Origin of the sequence: Phocaeicola plebeius (genome assembly GCF_003437535.1) — a bacterium.
In the GTDB taxonomy this organism is placed as follows: domain Bacteria; phylum Bacteroidota; class Bacteroidia; order Bacteroidales; family Bacteroidaceae; genus Phocaeicola; species Phocaeicola plebeius_A.
In genome coordinates, this window is sequence record NZ_QSQT01000011.1 from 106,880 (window position 1) to 125,466 (window position 18,587).

Annotated in this window: 16 protein-coding genes; 11 read left to right on the forward strand and 5 right to left on the reverse strand. The window is 40.5% G+C overall.

All coding sequences use genetic code 11. The annotated features are described in order from the left end of the window. Positions 1 to 256 precede the first annotated feature (256 nt). From DXD04_RS07425 to DXD04_RS07445, 5 genes are all read right to left on the reverse strand, one after another. Positions 257 to 1,369 carry an MraY family glycosyltransferase gene (locus DXD04_RS07425; protein ID WP_117672231.1) on the reverse strand — a complete coding sequence of 371 codons (1,113 nt, stop codon included), beginning with the start codon at positions 1,367 to 1,369 and terminating at the stop codon, positions 257 to 259. A gap of 108 nt (positions 1,370 to 1,477) precedes the next feature. Continuing rightward, entirely contained in the window at positions 1,478 to 1,921 is a 444-nt protein-coding gene (locus tag DXD04_RS07430; RefSeq protein WP_117672234.1) for an N-acetylmuramoyl-L-alanine amidase, read from the reverse strand. A 100-nt stretch (positions 1,922 to 2,021) separates the two neighbouring features. Then, positions 2,022 to 2,456 (reverse strand): HU family DNA-binding protein, encoded by a 435-nt coding sequence (locus DXD04_RS07435; protein WP_117672236.1) that lies wholly within the window; start codon positions 2,454 to 2,456, stop codon positions 2,022 to 2,024. Between the two features lie 348 nt (positions 2,457 to 2,804). Then, positions 2,805 to 3,074: a DUF4248 domain-containing protein gene (locus tag DXD04_RS07440; RefSeq protein WP_117672238.1), complete on the reverse strand. Its 270-nt coding sequence runs from the start codon at positions 3,072 to 3,074 to the stop codon at positions 2,805 to 2,807. A 157-nt stretch (positions 3,075 to 3,231) separates the two neighbouring features. Beyond that, positions 3,232 to 5,325, reverse strand: a complete 2,094-nt coding sequence (locus tag DXD04_RS07445; RefSeq protein WP_117672240.1) for a VapE domain-containing protein — start codon at positions 5,323 to 5,325, stop codon at positions 3,232 to 3,234. 178 nt (positions 5,326 to 5,503) lie between these two features. On the opposite strand from DXD04_RS07445, the gene DXD04_RS16670 reads away from it, so the two are divergent. The 11 genes from DXD04_RS16670 (at position 5,504) to DXD04_RS07495 (ending at position 18,546) form a co-directional block, all read left to right on the forward strand. Further along, positions 5,504 to 5,656 carry a hypothetical protein gene (locus DXD04_RS16670; protein ID WP_181977462.1) on the forward strand — a complete coding sequence of 51 codons (153 nt, stop codon included), beginning with the start codon at positions 5,504 to 5,506 and terminating at the stop codon, positions 5,654 to 5,656. Positions 5,657 to 6,393: 737 nt separating this feature from the next. Beyond that, positions 6,394 to 7,191 carry a polysaccharide biosynthesis/export family protein gene (locus tag DXD04_RS07450; RefSeq protein WP_117672242.1) on the forward strand — a complete coding sequence of 266 codons (798 nt, stop codon included), beginning with the start codon at positions 6,394 to 6,396 and terminating at the stop codon, positions 7,189 to 7,191. Positions 7,192 to 7,206: 15 nt separating this feature from the next. Then, positions 7,207 to 9,612, forward strand: a complete 2,406-nt coding sequence (locus DXD04_RS07455) for a GumC family protein (RefSeq protein WP_117672245.1) — start codon at positions 7,207 to 7,209, stop codon at positions 9,610 to 9,612. A gap of 379 nt (positions 9,613 to 9,991) precedes the next feature. Then, entirely contained in the window at positions 9,992 to 11,512 is a 1,521-nt protein-coding gene (locus DXD04_RS07460; RefSeq protein WP_117672247.1) for a lipopolysaccharide biosynthesis protein, read from the forward strand. Then, entirely contained in the window at positions 11,509 to 12,462 is a 954-nt protein-coding gene (locus DXD04_RS07465) for a glycosyltransferase family 8 protein (RefSeq protein ID WP_117672249.1), read from the forward strand. Before DXD04_RS07460 ends, DXD04_RS07465 begins: the two co-directional genes overlap by 4 nt. Beyond that, positions 12,459 to 13,331 (forward strand): alpha-1,2-fucosyltransferase, encoded by an 873-nt coding sequence (locus DXD04_RS07470; RefSeq protein ID WP_117672251.1) that lies wholly within the window; start codon positions 12,459 to 12,461, stop codon positions 13,329 to 13,331. Before DXD04_RS07465 ends, DXD04_RS07470 begins: the two co-directional genes overlap by 4 nt. Further along, the gene (locus tag DXD04_RS07475) at positions 13,328 to 14,479 is read left to right on the forward strand and encodes a Coenzyme F420 hydrogenase/dehydrogenase, beta subunit C-terminal domain (protein ID WP_117672253.1); all 1,152 of its coding nucleotides are present in this window, start codon (positions 13,328 to 13,330) and stop codon (positions 14,477 to 14,479) included. Before DXD04_RS07470 ends, DXD04_RS07475 begins: the two co-directional genes overlap by 4 nt. Positions 14,480 to 14,483: 4 nt before the next feature. Next, positions 14,484 to 15,584 (forward strand): polysaccharide pyruvyl transferase family protein, encoded by a 1,101-nt coding sequence (locus DXD04_RS07480; protein ID WP_117672255.1) that lies wholly within the window; start codon positions 14,484 to 14,486, stop codon positions 15,582 to 15,584. Then, a complete protein-coding gene (locus DXD04_RS07485) occupies positions 15,577 to 16,875 on the forward strand; it encodes a glycosyltransferase (RefSeq protein ID WP_117672257.1) in 1,299 nt (432 codons plus the stop codon). The genes DXD04_RS07480 and DXD04_RS07485 overlap by 8 nt, the downstream gene beginning before the upstream one ends. Positions 16,876 to 16,880: 5 nt before the next feature. Next, positions 16,881 to 17,834 carry a glycosyltransferase gene (locus DXD04_RS07490; protein ID WP_117672259.1) on the forward strand — a complete coding sequence of 318 codons (954 nt, stop codon included), beginning with the start codon at positions 16,881 to 16,883 and terminating at the stop codon, positions 17,832 to 17,834. Further along, positions 17,827 to 18,546: an acyltransferase family protein gene (locus tag DXD04_RS07495; RefSeq protein WP_117672261.1), complete on the forward strand. Its 720-nt coding sequence runs from the start codon at positions 17,827 to 17,829 to the stop codon at positions 18,544 to 18,546. Before DXD04_RS07490 ends, DXD04_RS07495 begins: the two co-directional genes overlap by 8 nt. The last annotated feature ends 41 nt before the right edge of the window (positions 18,547 to 18,587 follow it).

Below are 18,587 nucleotides of genomic sequence, written 5' to 3' on the forward strand. Positions count from 1 at the left end.
AACGAATAACATTCATTACAGCACATTTTCTCAAACGAGTTATACAGATATCGAGCTTCTTTAGACAGAAAAAGGTATAAGGTATATAGTTAAAAGGTAAAAGTTAAAAAGTAAAAGAGGTGAGCGTATTGCGTTTTCACTTTTCACTTTTCATTCTTCATCATTATTGAAATTATGTCTTTTTGTTCTTATGTCATAATAAAAAAAACGGAAGAATCACCCCTCCCGTTCTTCATTATTCATTCTTAATTCTTCATTATTCTCCATTCTTCGCCTTCCGGTTAATCACATGGTCAAACCAGAGGTTCAGCAGCGTCCATACCACCACGTCAATCACGAACACCAGCGTGTTGTTCATATAAAGAATCGCCACGATGGTAAACGCACAGAAGCAGGCCGACATCAACTGAATCGTTACCAGCGCCCTCCGCGGTGAGAACCCCATGGCCAGGAACTTGTGGTGGATGTGCGTCTTGTCGGGCATGAACAGCGACCGCTTGTTACGCGCACGCCGCAGCACCACGCGAATCACATCCAGACACGGCACCATCAGCACGCTGAACGATACCAGCACCGGACTCGTCTTCATCGTGAGCAGCATATCCGGCTCATACATACAGTACTTGATGACAAAGAAGCTCAGAATATACCCCAGCGTCAAGCTGCCGGTATCCCCCATGAAAATCTTCCTTCCCAAATCCGCACTGCCGAACACGTTGTACGAAAAGAACGGGATAATCACCCCCACCGTCACGAAAGCCAGCATGGCATAGCTCCACATGCGGAAATGCACGAACAGCACCCCGAACACCAGCAACGCCACCATACTCAGCCCCGACGCCAGTCCGTCGATACCGTCAATCAGGTTGATGGCATTGGTGATGAACACCACCAGCAGCATGGTCAGCGGAATACCTACCTCTGCAGGAATCAGGTAAATGCCAAAGAGACCATAGAAATTGTTGATATACAAGCCCGACAGCGGGAACATCGCCGCCGAGATAATCTGCACCAGGAACTTCTTCCGGTAGCGCACCCCAATCAAGTCGTCGGCAATGCCCACGATATACAGCAGGGTCAGCCCTCCCGTCAGGAAAAGAAACTCGCACACCAGGTCCGTTGTCGATGTCTCCGCAGGTCCGTGGCCCGTCATCAGCCGCACGGCCGTAAACACACACAAGGAAAAAAGAATCACCGGGAAAAAGGTCACTCCCCCGAGGCGAGGTATCGGACGTTTGTGTACTTTCCGTTCATCAGGCACGTCAAACAAGCGTTTGCGCAATGAAATAATCAGAATATTCGGGATAATGATTCTCCCCAGTATCACTGCCGATACAAATGCAGAAATGATAATATACAGATTCGCCATTGTCCGTTTGGATTTTGAATAGTGCAAAGGTAGGATTTTATTTCGAATCCTGAAAACTTTTCAGGCGCCGGACACCTTCTTTTTACGATTTAGAAAACTTTTGTTCCGCTACAGTTCCTTTTTCACGTCAAAACAGGGGCAGGCCTTGGTCCATTCCTCCGGTTCCACCGTTCCGTCACCGTCCAGATCCGGGCTCAGGTCGCGATGCCCCACCACCTGCGTGATGGCCGGGAAATCCGATTTCAGCACCCTCACCAGAATCCGGAGCGAACGCTTCTGCAGTTCCGTACGCGTATCCGCCGGCCGTCCCTGCGCATCCAGTCCCCCTTCGTACGCAATGCCGATGCTGTGCTCGTTATAACCCTTGGCATGCGCTCCGGCCCGCTCCACCGGTCGCATTGTACAAATTTCACCATCCGTGCGGACAAAATAGTGATATCCGCAACACTTGAACCCCCGTTTCCGGTGCATCTTCGTCAGTTCGGCAGGCGAGAGCGGGCGGTCCGCTCTCGTTGCCGTACAGTGAATCACAATCATGTCAATTTTTCTCATCACAATCCGGTTTTCTTCCGGTCAGGAGACAGAGAATACACTTCAGCACCCTGACCACAATCCATTTTACTTTCGTCATCTTCTCACGCCTTAGTTCCGATTACACCCCAGCACCGTCGTCCTCTTCCTCTTTCTTATACTTCACCGGCACCCGTTCGAAAGCCAGGTTGTTGATAGCCTCCTGCATCACCGTACCCGGGCGGAACAGCACGCGCACCTTTTCAATCATGCTGTCGGTATACGTATCTTCCGTAGCGGCTCCTTCCCCGCTCAGGCTCAGCTGCAGCGAACCTAGTTCACCCAGGCGTACGATTTCGCCACCCTGCAAGCCTTCCGACACGATATCTTCCAGTCCCGTCAATACCGCCATCACGTCGGCACGGGTCACGGTACACATCTGGTGAATACGTTCCGCTATTTCACGGATACCCATCTCGCCGCGAGCCTGCGACTGTGCATAATACTTCACTTCACCGCTTTCACGATCGGCCGGGTTCACACGCCCAACAACCGAATAAGTCACTGTTTTCTTCATAAATCCACTTGTTAGTTAAAAATTAAAAGTTAAAAGTTAAAAACCAATTAAATGAAGAATGATGAATTAAGAATGATGAATCTTGAATGATGAATCTTGAATGATGAATTAAGAATGATGAATGATGAATCCAGGAAACGCGCGCACATTCTTCATTATTCACTCTTCATTCTTCATTATCCATTGTTCTTCATTATTCACTCTTCATTCTTCATTATTTCTTACATAGGCAAAGTTAGCACCCCCGTTCCCGCCCATGTAGACATTTGAGGACATACGAAGACTTACGAAGACATTCGAGGAAATTTGAAGACTTTTGAAGACATTAGAAAAAGGAAACGCCGCCGCTCACGGCTCTCCAAGGAACCTCACAATCAGTTCCACCTCCGATTTAAGGAAAAACTTGCGGTTTTTCTGGTAGCCCGACCGCTCGAGCTCCCTTTCCAGTTCCGCACACTGCTTGATCCATCGCCACAGCCCCTGCAGGGCACCTTTCTTACCTGCCTGCGGAAAATACAAGCCCGCCAACTCACTTTTCCGGTAAGCCTTCAGGCAGAAACCCTCCCGTTCCTCCCCGGAAACAGCTCCCGGTCCCGTTTTCAATTGCATGTAGTTCATTGTTCCGTTTTATTTTAGTTACCTATAAATTTACACAATTCCGGTCGGATACACAAGTTTTTCCGCCCGTTTTTTCCGGTATTTTCCCCTCTTCGGAACATAAAAAGCCACATGAAAATCAAAACGTTATCACCAGCCGGCGACCGGGCGATGAAGACTACTCTTCAGCCGGCGCCTCGGTGAATCGTCCCATGGCACGACGGTTGCGGTTCACCTCTTCGATGGTGTACATCACCACCCGATACCCCCTCTTCCCCGCCACGCGAACCTGCTCGAATCCCGCCTTCCGCAAGGCAAGCCCCACCTTGACGGCACTGAGGGGATTCTTCATGCCCCCGTTGATGTGCTGCAGAATCTCGCCCACCGTCAGGAACATACATTCCTCGCCGGGCATCGGCACGCGGAAAAAGGCCAATAGCAAGTCCGTTTCCAGGCTGGCCGTCTCAAACCGCTCGTTGCGTGCGTTCACCTGCGCGATTTCCTCCTCGTCGAACCAGTAGCGGAACCCCTTCTTCCACAGCATCAGGGCCTGCCCGTACACCCCCGCATAGTCCACGGGATGCGTATAGGGGTCGTCTATGCGCTCCACCGCGAAGGGCAGCCAGCGCCGGCTTCCCGTGGGGTCGTTCAGAAACTCCGGCTGGTTGGTCGTGCCGCAGAAGCTCGCGATGTGCGGGCGGTTCTCCTTGTAGTGTCCGTACGCCCTCCGCTCGTTCACTGCCGGCAGGGTCACCATCGCCTTGAGCTGGTTGATGTCACCCAGACGCAGCTCATCAATCTCCTCCAGGCAAATCAGCGCAAATTCCGACAGCGCCAGGTTATCGTCCTTCGTCAGTCGTCCGCTGTTGGAGCGCACACAGAAATACCGCTGCAGTTCAGGCGGCAGCAGCCGTGCCAGCCAGGTCGTCTTGTAGCAGCCCTGCCGCCCCACGAACACCAGAATCTGGTGGTTCGTCACCTCCTTCACCATCAGCGAGGCCACCACAGCCACCAACCACTTGCGGAAACAATCATCAAACAGCTGCGCGTCACCCTCCACGTGTACCGTGGCCGCCAGCCGTCCGATGTGGTCGGTCACACCGTCCCATGGGGGCAGCGAGCGGAAATACTCCGTAAAAGGGTTAAACTCCGGCACAAACTCCGACTCCAGTACCGAACGCACATCGCACAGGCGCACCGTGTGCCCCTCCTTGGTCATGCGGCTCCACAGCGAGTTCACCAGGCGGTCGGTCAGTTCCACAAACTCCTCGGCCTCGGGGTGACGCATCTCCTCCTTCCCGGTAATCACGTTCTTCCGGAACTCCGCCTGCGTGGCGAGAAACTGCTCAATCTCCTCGGGCGTGGCCAGTTGGGAACGTCCTTCCCCCCTCTTCTTCGCACGAAACAGTTCCGCCTCCCGCCGTCCGTGTGCCTCCGTATCGGCATAGCACGAGCGGAAAATGGCCGCCACGTCGCCGTCGTATTCCGGGAAACGTCCGTCCGCCCAGCCAATGGCCTGCTCCAGCGGCAGCCCGAACTCGTTCATCAGATAGCCCATGCGCATGATGTACTCGTTGTGATGATGCGGGGCATACACCACGCCCTGTTCGTCCAGCTCCTTGCGGATACGGGCCACCACACGCTCCACTCGCCCTCTGCGAGGAGTTTCAGGTTTCACTACACGTACCGGATCGAAATGAAAAGGCTCTGCATCCGGATGGAAGCACACCTGCGCATCATGCGCCAGTCCGCTCAACCGCGTAGCGTTCTTGCAGGCCGGGTCAAAGCTGCACTCCGTCAGCATCTGGTAATATTCGTTTACCTTCCGGAATACCAGCGTATACAGCGTCAGGCAGTCCTTGTCGGCCACCTCCCCGTCCAGGCAGTAGCGGCACACCACCCTCACTCCCTGCCCGCTGATGGTGGTATAAGCCAGCACAGTATGCGGGTCGGCACACACCTTTTCAAACACCTCCCCCGCCCGTCCTTCGGGCAAATGGTCAAAGTCCACCATCGTAAGGCCCGTCCAGCTGCTGATGTCGGTTCTTCGCTTGCCTCCGTCAAAACGCACCGCCACAGCAAAGCAGGGGCAGGCCGCCTTTTCCCGATTGGCAGCCGTCTTCTGCCCCTGCGAGCGGTAGTAACGGTATTTTTCGGTGTGGTCGGCCAGCACCTTGTCCTCCCTGATCAGGCGGACTACTTCCTGTAGAGTCACCGGCACGGGCACCGTGTCGGCATAGCCTTTAAAAAGGCTGAGCATCATTTCATTCATTTTTTCGTGTTTAAGTTTATAAATTTTCAGTTTTTAAGCTCATAATGTTACACTTTTGCTTAAATTTGCAGACAAATGTAAAATAAGTTTGCAGAAATATAAAATTTACATTGCACACATGCGTGCAATATTTTAACCAATAATTTACTATAATTTTACTTTTTAAAACAAAAAGACTATGAAACAAGCGAAATTAATCGAATTAGGACAGATGCTGGAAGCGTGGCGCCACCTGGTGTTACCGCACGGCCGTACCCTCACCGTACAAGAGTTGTGCCGGCTGGCGCCGATGAGCGCACACACGTTTCAAAAAGTTAAAAGGGGCTCCTGACGGATCTGACATTCCTCGGCCGTATCCTTGCCGTGTACCACCGCCTGCTTGCCGCCGACCCGCAGAAGCAGGACGAGTTGCTCCGCGATTTTTACCATTCACTTACCACTGATTTAGAGCGAATTAAATCAGAACAACGCATCCAAAATCCCCGTATGAAAGATACAGACTGGAAGTAAAAACCGTGCCTTTCCTGGGCCGCCGCTTGACGGGTTGACGGGTTGTCACCGGTTTTTCAAACTTCCTATATACAGGTGTGGAAACAAGTACGACAGACTTGTTTCCACACCCCGCGTATATACAGTTTATAAAAATGCCTGCCAACCCCGACAACCCGTCATGTTTCCCATTCCGGAACTCCCCGAAAACGCCTTTGCGTTTCGAATCGAACGCCCTTGCGTTTGAAGTAAAACGTACTTGCGTTTTATCTCAAATGCACTTGCGTTTCAGGTAAAACGCCCTTGCGTTTTTCTCACACTCCGCCCTATACCCCACACATTGTTCCAGAATTGTTACAAAATCCGCCAATATGCCCACTTTTTCATTGATTTCCACCCTTTTCACCGATAAAAACCCCTCTATAAGTTGAATAAACCAAAAATAAGGCTTAATTTTGCGGCTGATTATCGGCCGTAATTTTTACCGCCCCAATCTATAGCTGGGAGTGGTAACGGCGAAGCACGCCCAGTGCGCAGGGGAATTCCTTTAGAAAAATCATAACAAAACCATAAGAAAAGATGAAGATACGCAAAGTAGTCTGTATGCTGACGTTGTCCACCCTGCTGGTGAGCGGGTGTACGTCTTACCAGAAATCGCTCTACCTTCAGAACGAACAAGTGCTCAATGAATCCCTTGAAGGACAGCTCTATGACTTCCGCATCATGCCCAAGGATGAGCTTACTATTTTGGTAAGCACCACCGACCCCGAGGCATCGGCTCCTTTTTACCGAAAAATCGGAACTACTAAAGAAAATTCAGCAACAAGTTCAACAGGCATGCAAGATGCAAAATTATTGGCCTACCTGGTAGACAATCAAGGCTACATTGATTTTCCCGTATTGGGTAACCTCAAGGTTATGGGCCTGACCAACCGCGAATGCGAAGCACTCATTCGTGAAAAGCTCCAGCCTTACTTGAAGGAAATACCCAATGTCACGGTGCGTACTTCCAACTACAAGTTCAGCGTATTGGGTGAAGTAGGCCATCCAGGCACCTATAGCACTGATGCCGAGAAAGTCACCATCTTCGAAGCCTTAGCACAGGCAGGCGACATGACCCTCTTCTCGGTACGCGACGACGTGCAGTTGCTCCGCGAAGACTCCACAGGCGTACGCCGGGTATACCACCTTAACCTGAACGAAGCCAATGTAGCCCAGTCACCCTACTTCTATCTGCAGCAGAATGACGTAGTTTATGTCAAGCCCACCAAGGCAAAGGTACGTACCAACACCTTTAACAGCAATTCTTCCATGTGGATTACCCTGCTTAGCATCGTGACTTCCATCACTTCACTTGTACTTGCAATTTCCAAATAATAACGACATTTACCTATGGCAGAAGAAACCAAGAACTACCTGCTGGAAGAAGAAGGAACTTCCGGCTTCGACTATAAAGCGTTTTTAATCAAGCTTCTGATGTACTGGCCCTGGATTCTGGGCAGCGTAGCTGTATTCCTGATTGGCGCCTTTTTCTACCTCAAGACCCTGACCCCTCTTTACACCGTCAGCTCTTCCGTCTTGATTAAGAACGAAAACAAAGGAGGGGCAAACGGATCCAACCTGGAAGATTTGGGCTTTGTTACTTCTTCCACCCAGAGCTTTGACAACGAGCTGGAAATCCTGCGTTCACGCACCCTGATTAAAAAAGTAGTGACCGCCCTCGACCTCTATGTCAGCTACTCCGTGCCCGATCAGTTCCGCGACACCGAGCTTTACAAGCAGTCGCCCGTCAAGGTATGGGTCACTCCCGAAGAAGCCGAACGTATGGGTTATGCCCAGGTCAAGATGTCTTTCCGTAACCAGCAGCTTCACGAAGTCCTGGTAGAACACGAAGGTCAGGAATGGAAAAAGACAGTAGAAAGCCTGCCAGCTGTATTCTCTACCCCTGCGGGTGTCTTCACGTTCTCGGCAGCCGATTCTACGCTGCAAACTATCCAGCCTGTACCCGAAGTGATTCAGGCTACCGTCATATCACCCAATGCAGCAGCGGCTTCCTACCGTAACCGCTTGGCGGTAAGTCCCAGCAGCAAGTCTACCACCATTGCCCAACTTACCTTCACCAGCAGTCAGGAGTCTCGGGGAGTAGATTTCCTGAATAAATTAGTAGAACTCTATAACGAAGAAGGCAATAACGACAAGAACGAGGTAGCGGCCAAGACCGCCGAATTTATTGACGAGCGTATACGCATCATCAACAAAGAATTGGGTACTACCGAAAGCCAGCTAGCCAGTTTCAAGCAGCAGGCAGGCGTGGTAGATATTGCCGCCGATGCCAGCCAGGCAGCCACAGAACAGGCTGGTTACGAACGTGCCTACGCGGAAAATGAGGTACAAATCAGTCTGGTCAATCACTTAAAAAATCATATCTTGAGCGAAAAAAGCCAGTATGAAGTCATCCCTGCCAACATCGGACTGAACAACAGCGACTTGAATACGGTAGTGCAGAACTATAACCAGATGCTGATTGAGCGTAAGCGCCTGCTGCGCACTTCACACGAAGACAACCCTGCCGTACAGAGCCTGAACGCCAGCATCGACGTGATGCGTAACAGCGTAATGGCCGCCATCCAAACAGCAGAGAAAGGCTTATTGATTAATCGTCAGGCCTTGCAAGCCCAGACCCGCAAGTTCGCCGGCAAGGTAAGCGATGCCCCTGTACAGGAAAAAGAATACCTCAGCATGTCACGCCAGCAGGAAATCCAGGCCAACCTCTACCTGATGCTGCTGCAGAAACGCGAGGAAAACAACATCACCCTGGCTTCTACCGCCAACAATGCCCGCGTCATCGACGAGCCTCTGGCAGGTGGCCAGATCTTCCCTACCCCCTCACAGACTTACATGGTTGCCTTCGTGTTAGGATTAGCCCTTCCCATTGGACTAATTTTCTTCTGGGGATTGCTTCAGTTTAAAATCCAGACACGTGGTGATGTAGAAAAAATTACACATCTTCCCATCGTGGGAGATATTCCGCTTACTCCAGAAACTAGCGAAAGCGCCATTGTAGTACGCGAGAACCGTAACGAACTGATGGAAGAAGTGTTCCGCTCGGTGCGTACCAATATCCAGTACATGCTTCAGGAAGGACAGAAAGTAATTCTTTTCACCTCCACCACTTCCGGCGAGGGCAAAAGCTTCAATGCCGGCAACCTGGCCTGCAGTTTTGCCTTTATGGGCAAAAAGGTAGTAATTGTGGGGCTTGACATCCGCAAGCCCGGGCTAAACAAGGTGTTCCACCTTTCCCATAAGGAAGCCGGTATTTCACAATACCTGTCCGACCCCGAGCACACCGATTTGCTTAGCCTATGTCAGGTATCTACGGTTTCACCCAATCTCTATATTTTACCCGGTGGCACCATCCCTCCCAACCCGACTGAATTGGTAGCCCGTCAGGCACTCGATGACGCTATCCAACAGCTAAAAGCACATTTTGACTATGTGATATTGGATACCGCCCCCATCGGCATGGTGACCGACACCCAGCTTATTGCCCGCGTAGCCGATTTAAGCGTTTATGTATGCCGTTCCAACTACACGGCCAAGAGCGAATTCAAATTAATCAATGAATTGCAGCAGGACGGCAAACTTCCCCACCTCTGCGTATTGATTAATGGAATTGATATGAACAAACGTGAAACCGGCTCCTACTATGGCTACGGCAAGTATGGCAAATACGGGCACTACGGTTACGGAAAGAAATACGGCTATGGCTACGGTTATGGCTATGGACAAAAGAAATAACTAAGGTAGAGTCTTTCCCACGGGATGGGAGAGAAATTTTTCATATTTAAAATTATTCCAGCCGATGTGAATCGCCTGGAATTAGTCTCTAATTAAAATATTTATATCCCAGTTTTAAACAACTTAAGCATCATATTCCTTCAATCAATAACAGATGGATTTTCAAACGGGAAATATAAAAATATAGACTTGACTATTATTCATAATACAATAAACTTTAGAATATCAATTCACACATATATTCCAACATAAATCAATTTATATTTTCGCAAGTAATACCTAATTTTACATAATCAAATATTGTTAGACTATATTACCTTAGGAAGTTTACAAACAGTAAAGTACACATAAAATAATAACACAAATAGAAAAGTCCAATATGTCAGATAATAAAAGAATACTGAAAAACACACTTCTCCTTTATGTCCGAATGTTTATTACTCTTGGAATATCCCTTTTCACAACAAGAGTAATATTTCAGGCATTAGGGCTAGAAAATATGGGGATTTACAACCTAGTAGGAGGTGTTATTAGTATGCTGGGTTTTTTAAATGGAAGTATGTCTTCCGCCTCACAACGTTTTTTATCCTTCGAATTAGGAAGGAATAATCAAAAGAACTTAAAAGAAGTTTTTGAACTAATTTTATTTATTCATTGTATTTTAGCCATAATTATTATATTATTATCAGAAACAATTGGCCTATGGTTTATCAACAAGAAACTAGTAATCCCCCCAGAACGACTATTAGCTGCCAACTGGGTATACCAAACAGCCATATTTTCCAGCATATTAGGTATCATAAAAGTTCCTTTTACGGCTAGTGTTATGGCACATGAAAAAATGGGAATTTATGCTTATTTTTCTTTTATAGATGTTGTCTTTAAATTACTAATAGTTTATGCCTTATGGTTCATACCTGGTGATAGCTTAATAATCTATGCAATATTGCTAATGTTATCAGGTACGATTGATTTCCTTATTTCCATGATTTATTGTTTAAAGCAATTCAACGAATGCAACTTACATTTTACATGGAACAGAAGCTTATTCAAACAAATCTTTAGTTTTTCTGGCTGGAATCTCTTCGGACAAGTCACGATTATTGCCAATGACCAAGTATTAAATATATTTTTAAACTGGTTCTATGGAACAATTGTGAACGGGGCAAGAGGCATTGCTTTACGTATTAATGGAATTATTGTCCAATTTGTTTATCAATTTCAATCAGCTTTAAACCCACCTATTGTCAAAAGTTTTGCCTCTGGAAATATTGAAGACACTCGTAAATTAATCAGCCGAGGAATTAAAATTAGTTTCTTACTAATGATGCTTCTCTCTTATCCATTCATAATTGAGACAGATAAAATTTTAACATTATGGTTGGGAGAATCGCCTCAATACACTGCGTGGTTCACACGCTTAGCCATAATAAATACATTATTAGATACAATGACTGGTCCTATCACTACAGGGATACAAGCGAACGGGAAAGTAAAAAAATTACAAATATATGTTAGTCTAGCACTTATAACCGTATTACCAATATCATATTTACTATTAAAATTAGGAATAGAACCATATTTCGTTATTTTAGCCAATATATTTGTATCATTCATCACCTTATATATACGCCTAAATATTCTACAACAATATACAGGAATAAGAAAAAAATTTTTAATTAAAGAAGCTATTTTCCCTTGTTATTTAGTAGCAATATTATCAATAATTCCACCATTCTTATATCATATACTAACCATTAATAGTCTCATAAACTTCATAATATCTTGCTTAACATCAATCATATCATCAATAACACTAAGTTATATGATTGGATTAAACAATTCTGAAAAACAATTTGTAATATCAATAATAAAAAAATTATATTCAAAAATAAAATGATTCCCGTTATCTGTTGTTTTGATAAAAACATGATTTTACCAGCAAAAGTTTGTTTATTCTCACTTTTTGAAAATGCTAAGGATAAAACAAATTATGATATTTTTATCATTTGTAAAGTTGGAGAAATACCCCCAGAAGAAAAAGATTCATTCAATGTTCTTTTAAAACAATATCCACAACATCGTATATCTTTTATTGAAATTAAGGACTTTTTTAAAGGAGCATACGAAATCAGAAATATAACAACGACATGTTACTATAGATTACTTATTCCGCAGCTACAAAAACAAATAAACTCTATTAATCAGACAAATTATAATGCAATTATTTACTTAGACGTAGATACAATCATAGAGTGTGATTTATCTATGCTATACAATACATCATTAAAAAAAGAAGAATGGATTGGAGGAATTTGTGAAACCCCTCTGTACAATCAATCAAATACAGATTATCTGATAAAGATAGGATGTAATCCTAGTGAATATATAAACAGCGGAGTCCTTATAATGGATATTAACAAGTTAAACGAAACTGATTTTCATAAAAAATGTGCTGAACATCAGCAAAAGCAATATATATGTCAAGATCAGGACATTATCAACATAGTATGTAAAGGACACATAAAACAACTACCCCTGAAATATAATTACACGACAATTTTATATAGGTTATCTATTAGCAATCAGAATTTTAGAAAGTTAAAAGAAAATGAGATATCAGACACTAAAGACTCTATCATTCATTATACAGGAGAAAAGCCATGGAATGGATATTGTCTAAGAAGCTATATATGGTGGTATTATTTTATGAAATCACCTTATGCTAATAGAGAAACTGACTTAAAAAATTTTCTATTAGTACAATCACAGTTTATCAATAATGCCCCTATAAGAAATTTAATACAGGAAATTTCATTCCGCATTAAAAATAAAATAAGAAAAGTATGATATACGTTAAATTGCATGGTCGAATTGGCAACCATTTATTTGAAATGGCAGCAGCTGCAACATTAGCAGCACATAATAATGATCAATTTTGTGCCGTATGCCATAAAGATTATAAAATAGCCCCACCTGACAGTTGTTACGTATGGGATTTCATACAACCATATAGAAATAATATATACAGAAATATTTCTATCTTAGAATCGACACCTGATAATTTGATTCCATTCCAACAAAAAGGATTTAAATATAATGAAATACCCTATCAAAAGAATCTTCTACTTGATGGAGGATTTCAATCATACAAATATTTCGATGAAGATATTATTAAAGATTTATTCTCTATTCCTGCAGATTTAAAAAAGAAAATTCTTTCACAATACAAAGAAATTTTTAGCAGCCCCGTTATAGGAGTAAATGTTAGACGAGGAGATTATTGCTATATACCACATAAACTACCAGTTTGCTCTAAGATATATTTTCAGAAAGCAATGAAACTATTTCCAAAGAATTCACGTTTTGTTTTTATTAGCGATGATTTATCCTGGTGTAAAAAACATTTCAAAGGAGATAATATATATTTTCTTGAGAACAATGACCCCCTCATTGATTTATATGCACAAACATTATGCACTGATAATATTATAAGTAATAGTACATTCAGTTGGTGGGGAGCTTATTTAAATCCCAATCCAAATAAAAAAATAATATATCCCAAGCCGTGGTTTGGGAAATACGCTCAAAATAACAAATCGGATGTAGATGACTTGATTCCCCTATCATGGATTCCTATAAGAAATAGATTGAGTTTTTCTATGTGGATTAAAGCAAAAAAACTTGGTTTTCTCACTAAAATCAATCTGCTTAAATGATTAATACATTACCCAGACAAAATTGTTGTGGCTGTGAATCTTGTATACAAATCTGTCCAAAGCAATGTATATCATTAAATGAGGACAAAGAAGGTTTTAGATATCCAAAGATAAATCTAACAAATTGTATACAATGCAATTTGTGCGAGAAAGTATGTCCTGGCATACAATTAAAAGAATCTGAGAACAAATCTAAATTAATTTCTTATGCCGCAATTAATAAATCCAATTCGGTAAGATTTAACAGTTCATCTGGAGGAGTCTTTTACGAATTAGCTAAATATATTATTGAAAAGAAAAATGGTATTATATACGGAGCATCTTTAATCACTCCTGAAATTGTACAGCATATCCGAATAACAGAAATAAAAGATATCATAAAACTACAAAAGTCAAAATATCTCCAAAGTCATATTGGAAATACATTCAAAAAAGTAAAAGATGATTTAGTCTCAGAACGTGTCGTTCTATTCTCAGGAACCCCCTGTCAAATAAAAGCACTACACTTATTTCTGAAAAACGTATGCTACCCGAATTTATTCACTGTGGACATAGCATGTCATGGTATCCCTTCTTCCAAAATATGGCATATCTATTTATCTAGCCTAAACCTAAAAACTTTAAATATTTTAGTTGACTTCAGAGATAAAAATGCTGCGTGGCACAATTATACTCTTAGTATCAGCAAGCAAGATACAGGCAGGAAAGTTGTATCAGAAAGATGTGATAATAACATCTTCATGAAAGGTTTTATTTATAACCTTTATAATCGACCTTCATGCCATCATTGCCCTGCTAAAAAATTCACCTCAGGAAGCGATATTATGCTTGCTGATTATTGGGGAATAGAAAAATTTTATCCAGAACTGGACGACAATAAAGGAACTTCATTAGTTATCACGAAAAGTGAAAAAGGAGAATTTTTATTTTCTAATATAAAGCAACAATTTAAATATCAACAAACCGATTTTAAAACAGTAGAATGCCGAACTGAGACCTTCTATACTTGTAGTTCTCCACATTATAAAAGAGAAGATTTTTTTAAAAAAGTAACCATACAAAACATAGAGAAACTTATTAATAAGTATCTCAAACATTCATACCCAATAAGTATTAGAATAACAAGATTCATTAAACGTTTTATATAATTCAATGAAGATAGGATTCATTACAACTCATCAATATAAAAATTTCGGAACTTTCCTTCAATGTTATGCATTACAATATACACTAACTAAATTAGGGCATCATGTTGAAGTTGTTGATTATCAAAGGAAAGAATATCAGAAAAAATGGATAGAAAAAACTAGGATAATATTAGGAGATATTAGGAGATATCCTTTAAAAAATCTACGAATCATTCTAAATTATCCATTTCTTATCAAAAGAATTTGCCTATTTAACAAATTCTACAAAAGAAATTTTCAGCTGTCTTCACAGAAATATCCCACATCCGATTCTTTAAAAAAGAATCCACCAATATATGACCTTTATATTTCAGGAAGCGATCAAATATGGAATCCAACATTAAATGGATTCATAGAACCATACTTCCTGACATTCGTACCCAAAGGAAGGATAAAAGCTGCTTATGCCCCTAGTATTGGAATAGCAAAACTGAATGAAAAACAACAAGATACTTTTAAACGTCTTTTACACGATTTTAAATTTATATCATGCAGGGAGAAGTCTGGAGTACAATTATTAAACAATTGCGGCATTATCAATGTAACCCAAGTCATAGATCCCACTTTATTAGTCGATAAAGAATATTGGCTTTCGCTCTCACAAAAATCCTCCATAAACAAACAACAATATGGATTGACATATTTTCTAAGCAAAACAGATTATAAAGAAAAATTAATCAATCCGTTATTTAAAACCAAAAGACGCCTTGATTTGACAATGGAAACAGACTGTAATTACAAATCCATATTAGCAGCAGGGCCATATGAATTTCTTTCATTAATTAATAATGCAGATTTTATTTGTACAGATTCATTCCATGGTGTTGTCTTTTCCATTTTATTCGAAAAAGAATTTTATGCTCTCCCCCGGCATAATGAAGGAAACATTAACTCACAAAATTCAAGAATCACAGACTTTTTGAAAGATTTAGGATTATCGGACAGATGGATACAACATCAAGAAAACATTATTAGAACTCCCATAAATTATCATGAAATAAACACAAAACTTTCTTATATGAAAGAAAAGTCATTCAATTATATAAAAACAATGCTACATGACTAAAGTTGCCTTCTACATTAATAACGAGTCTATTTCCAACGTAGATTGTACATCTATATTAGACAGCAATCCAGGTATTGGAGGAACTGAATATCTATTCTATTATACAGCCTATAAATTACAATCCTATTCCGAAAGCACTTTAGATACTACGTTATTAACCTCATCAATATGCAAACTACCAAAAGACTGTAAATATCAAAAGGTTGGGAACAAAGCAGAAGCTATAAAGTTTTGTATAAAGAGTAATATAAACGTATTAGTTGTTAAATATGAGGAAAAAGATTTTTCTCCTAACATATTCTCTGAAATAAAGAATGATATTAAAATCTATATATGGGCACACAACATCATACCCGACCATATATTAACAATTATAGCAAAAACACATACCATAAAAAAAGTAATAAATGTAGGAAAAGAACAACTTGACCTTTATAGAGATCATCTTGCTTTTAAAAAATCAACATATATATACAACAGCATAAATATCAAACCTAAAGAATTCTATTTGCAAAATAGTATTCCTTTCAAGCAACGCCAAAATGAAATAACTTATTTAGGAAGTTTAGTCCCCATCAAAGGATTTCATTTATTAGCAAAAGCATGGCCCAGTATTCTTCAGGCATATCCAGATGCTCATTTAAACGTAATTGGATCAGGCAATGTATATGGCAACGCACAATTAGGAAAATACGGAATTGCTGAAGAAAGTTATGAAAAACAATTTATGCCATACCTCACAAAGCCCAATGGAGAGATACTTCCATCTGTAACATTTTATGGTAAATTAGGAGAAGAAAAAAATAAAATCCTGGCAAAGACTAAAATAGGAATTCCCAACCCATCTGGATACAGCGAAACATTCTGTTTATCTGCAATAGAAATGGAACTTTACGGCTGCAAAATTGTAACAAAAAAGTATGTTGGATTTTTAGATACTGTACCTCCTTCTGGAGGAATATTATATAAACACGAAAGCTCTCTAGCCACAAATATTATAAAAGAATTACAACAAAATGAGAACAACTCATACAAAGAAACTTATGATTTCATTTCTAGAAATTTCAACACTACTAAAATTATATCAGAATGGACCAAAGTCTTAATAGACGATTCATACATTAATGATTATAAAATAGTCAACCCAGAATATAATTTTAAACTATTGAGAGAAAAAAATAGAAAAATAAAATCATTCTTGCCATTCGGATTCTTATTACCAACAATTGATAATTACATAACAATCCTCAAAAAAATATTCCCTTTTCTTTCAATCAAAAATTTATATTAATTATTATGTACAAATTATCAATTATTATTCCAGTATACAATATTGAAAACTATCTTGAACGCTGCATTAATTCAATTATAGCTCAAAATATAAATGAATGTGAGATTATTCTAGTCGATGACGGTTCAACAGACACTTCTAGTAACATCTGTGATTTTTATAGTAAGCAGTATGATTATATCCATACAATACATCAAATAAATCAAGGACTAAGTTGTGCAAGAAACACAGGGATTAAGAATGCAAAAGGTGATTATATTTGGTTTATTGATGGTGATGATTATATTGAGAATAATGCTCTCCGCATAATATTAGATCAAATATCAAGTAATAGTGATATATATATAATAAATCATATCAATTTATATCAAAATAGGACCATTGAATACCAAATATCATTCCCCAGCAAAAAGATAATTTCAGGTATTGAATGCCTTAAAATGAATGGTGCCATACAAGCATGGGTTTCTATCTGTAGACGCGATTTATTAATACAAAATAGTCTTTTCTTTGCTAAAGGTATATATCATGAAGATTTTGAGTTTTCCATAAGGCTATATTCATTAGCGAAAACTGTAGAACACATCAACAAACCATTATATTACTATATCTGTGACCGAAACGGTTCTATTATGAACCAAACATCATCTAAAAGCGCAATTGGATATGCTAAGTCAGCTCCATTAATTTATGCATTTCTATCAAATCATAAACTTCCCAATGATGTCATTAGAGAAATAAATAAAATTGTTGCTATAGGTATAACATTTTCTATTCTAAGAACTAAAGGATTGCCTTATATAGAACTAAAAAACGTTATTACATTTTATAAACAAAACATGGATGTTATAACTTATTTCCTAAAACAATCAACAACCCTACATTATATCTTAGGAATATTATTAAAGCTTAATATAAGACTCAGCTTCCTTTTTTATAACTGGCTAAAAAATGAATAAAAACAATCTTAATACAAAAAAAAGATATGACTTACTAGATGCTTATAAACTTTTTGCCAGCATAGGTGTTATATCTATTCATTGTATATACCAATTAAGTAGTAACGAATGGTATAAAAATATACAATTCTTAACTGCTATGTGCGTACCATATTTCTTTATGGTTTCAGGTTACTTTTTATGGGCAAAAGAGTACAAGATAAATAAACAGATTCATAAAATCATCAACCTATATTTATATACATTTATACTCTATAATATTATTGGCTTAATAAAAAGCCATTTTAACTTAATAAATTCAATTTCAATTCAAACAATATTAAAGATAATTTTTTTAAACGAAACCCCTTGGAATACTGCTTTATGGTATCTACCAGCCATATTAATGCTCCTTTTATTAGATAAATTTTTTTTCTCAAAGGTCACAAGTAAAGTCAATAACATGATATTAACAGTCTCACTACTAATCTCTCTAACAATAATATCATGTTCACATCAAGGTATTTTCGATTTTCCATTAACAAATCTTTATATACAAGGCATTCCATTCTATCTACTTGGGAAGCAATTAAATTTACTTAAAGAAAGAGATTTGTCAAAAACTGCATGGACAGGAATCATAATCTCAATATTTATAAGCTACACTCTAATCTTTATTAACAAAAATTATGAATTTCGTTTTCTTATTGGAACTTGTTTGATAATGAAGTGATTTAAACTTATGTATATCAATTAAAATGTTGTCAAACAGCG

Bases quoted from the DNA above. Each gene is read 5' to 3' on its own strand.
- DXD04_RS07495 (WP_117672261.1), top strand. From the start codon at position 17,827: ATGAATAAAAACAATCTTAATACAAAAAAAAGATATGACTTACTAGAT.
- DXD04_RS07480 (WP_117672255.1), top strand. From the start codon at position 14,484: ATGAAGATAGGATTCATTACAACTCATCAATATAAAAATTTCGGAACT.
- DXD04_RS07435 (WP_117672236.1), bottom strand. From the start codon at position 2,456: ATGAAGAAAACAGTGACTTATTCGGTTGTTGGGCGTGTGAACCCGGCC.
- DXD04_RS07460 (WP_117672247.1), top strand. From the start codon at position 9,992: ATGTCAGATAATAAAAGAATACTGAAAAACACACTTCTCCTTTATGTC.
- DXD04_RS07450 (WP_117672242.1), top strand. From the start codon at position 6,394: ATGAAGATACGCAAAGTAGTCTGTATGCTGACGTTGTCCACCCTGCTG.
- DXD04_RS07490 (WP_117672259.1), top strand. From the start codon at position 16,881: ATGTACAAATTATCAATTATTATTCCAGTATACAATATTGAAAACTAT.
- DXD04_RS07465 (WP_117672249.1), top strand. From the start codon at position 11,509: ATGATTCCCGTTATCTGTTGTTTTGATAAAAACATGATTTTACCAGCA.
- DXD04_RS07485 (WP_117672257.1), top strand. From the start codon at position 15,577: ATGACTAAAGTTGCCTTCTACATTAATAACGAGTCTATTTCCAACGTA.
- DXD04_RS07470 (WP_117672251.1), top strand. From the start codon at position 12,459: ATGATATACGTTAAATTGCATGGTCGAATTGGCAACCATTTATTTGAA.
- DXD04_RS07440 (WP_117672238.1), bottom strand. From the start codon at position 3,074: ATGAACTACATGCAATTGAAAACGGGACCGGGAGCTGTTTCCGGGGAG.
- DXD04_RS07430 (WP_117672234.1), bottom strand. From the start codon at position 1,921: ATGAGAAAAATTGACATGATTGTGATTCACTGTACGGCAACGAGAGCG.
- DXD04_RS16670 (WP_181977462.1), top strand. From the start codon at position 5,504: ATGAAACAAGCGAAATTAATCGAATTAGGACAGATGCTGGAAGCGTGG.
- DXD04_RS07455 (WP_117672245.1), top strand. From the start codon at position 7,207: ATGGCAGAAGAAACCAAGAACTACCTGCTGGAAGAAGAAGGAACTTCC.
- DXD04_RS07445 (WP_117672240.1), bottom strand. From the start codon at position 5,325: ATGAATGAAATGATGCTCAGCCTTTTTAAAGGCTATGCCGACACGGTG.
- DXD04_RS07475 (WP_117672253.1), top strand. From the start codon at position 13,328: ATGATTAATACATTACCCAGACAAAATTGTTGTGGCTGTGAATCTTGT.
- DXD04_RS07425 (WP_117672231.1), bottom strand. From the start codon at position 1,369: ATGGCGAATCTGTATATTATCATTTCTGCATTTGTATCGGCAGTGATA.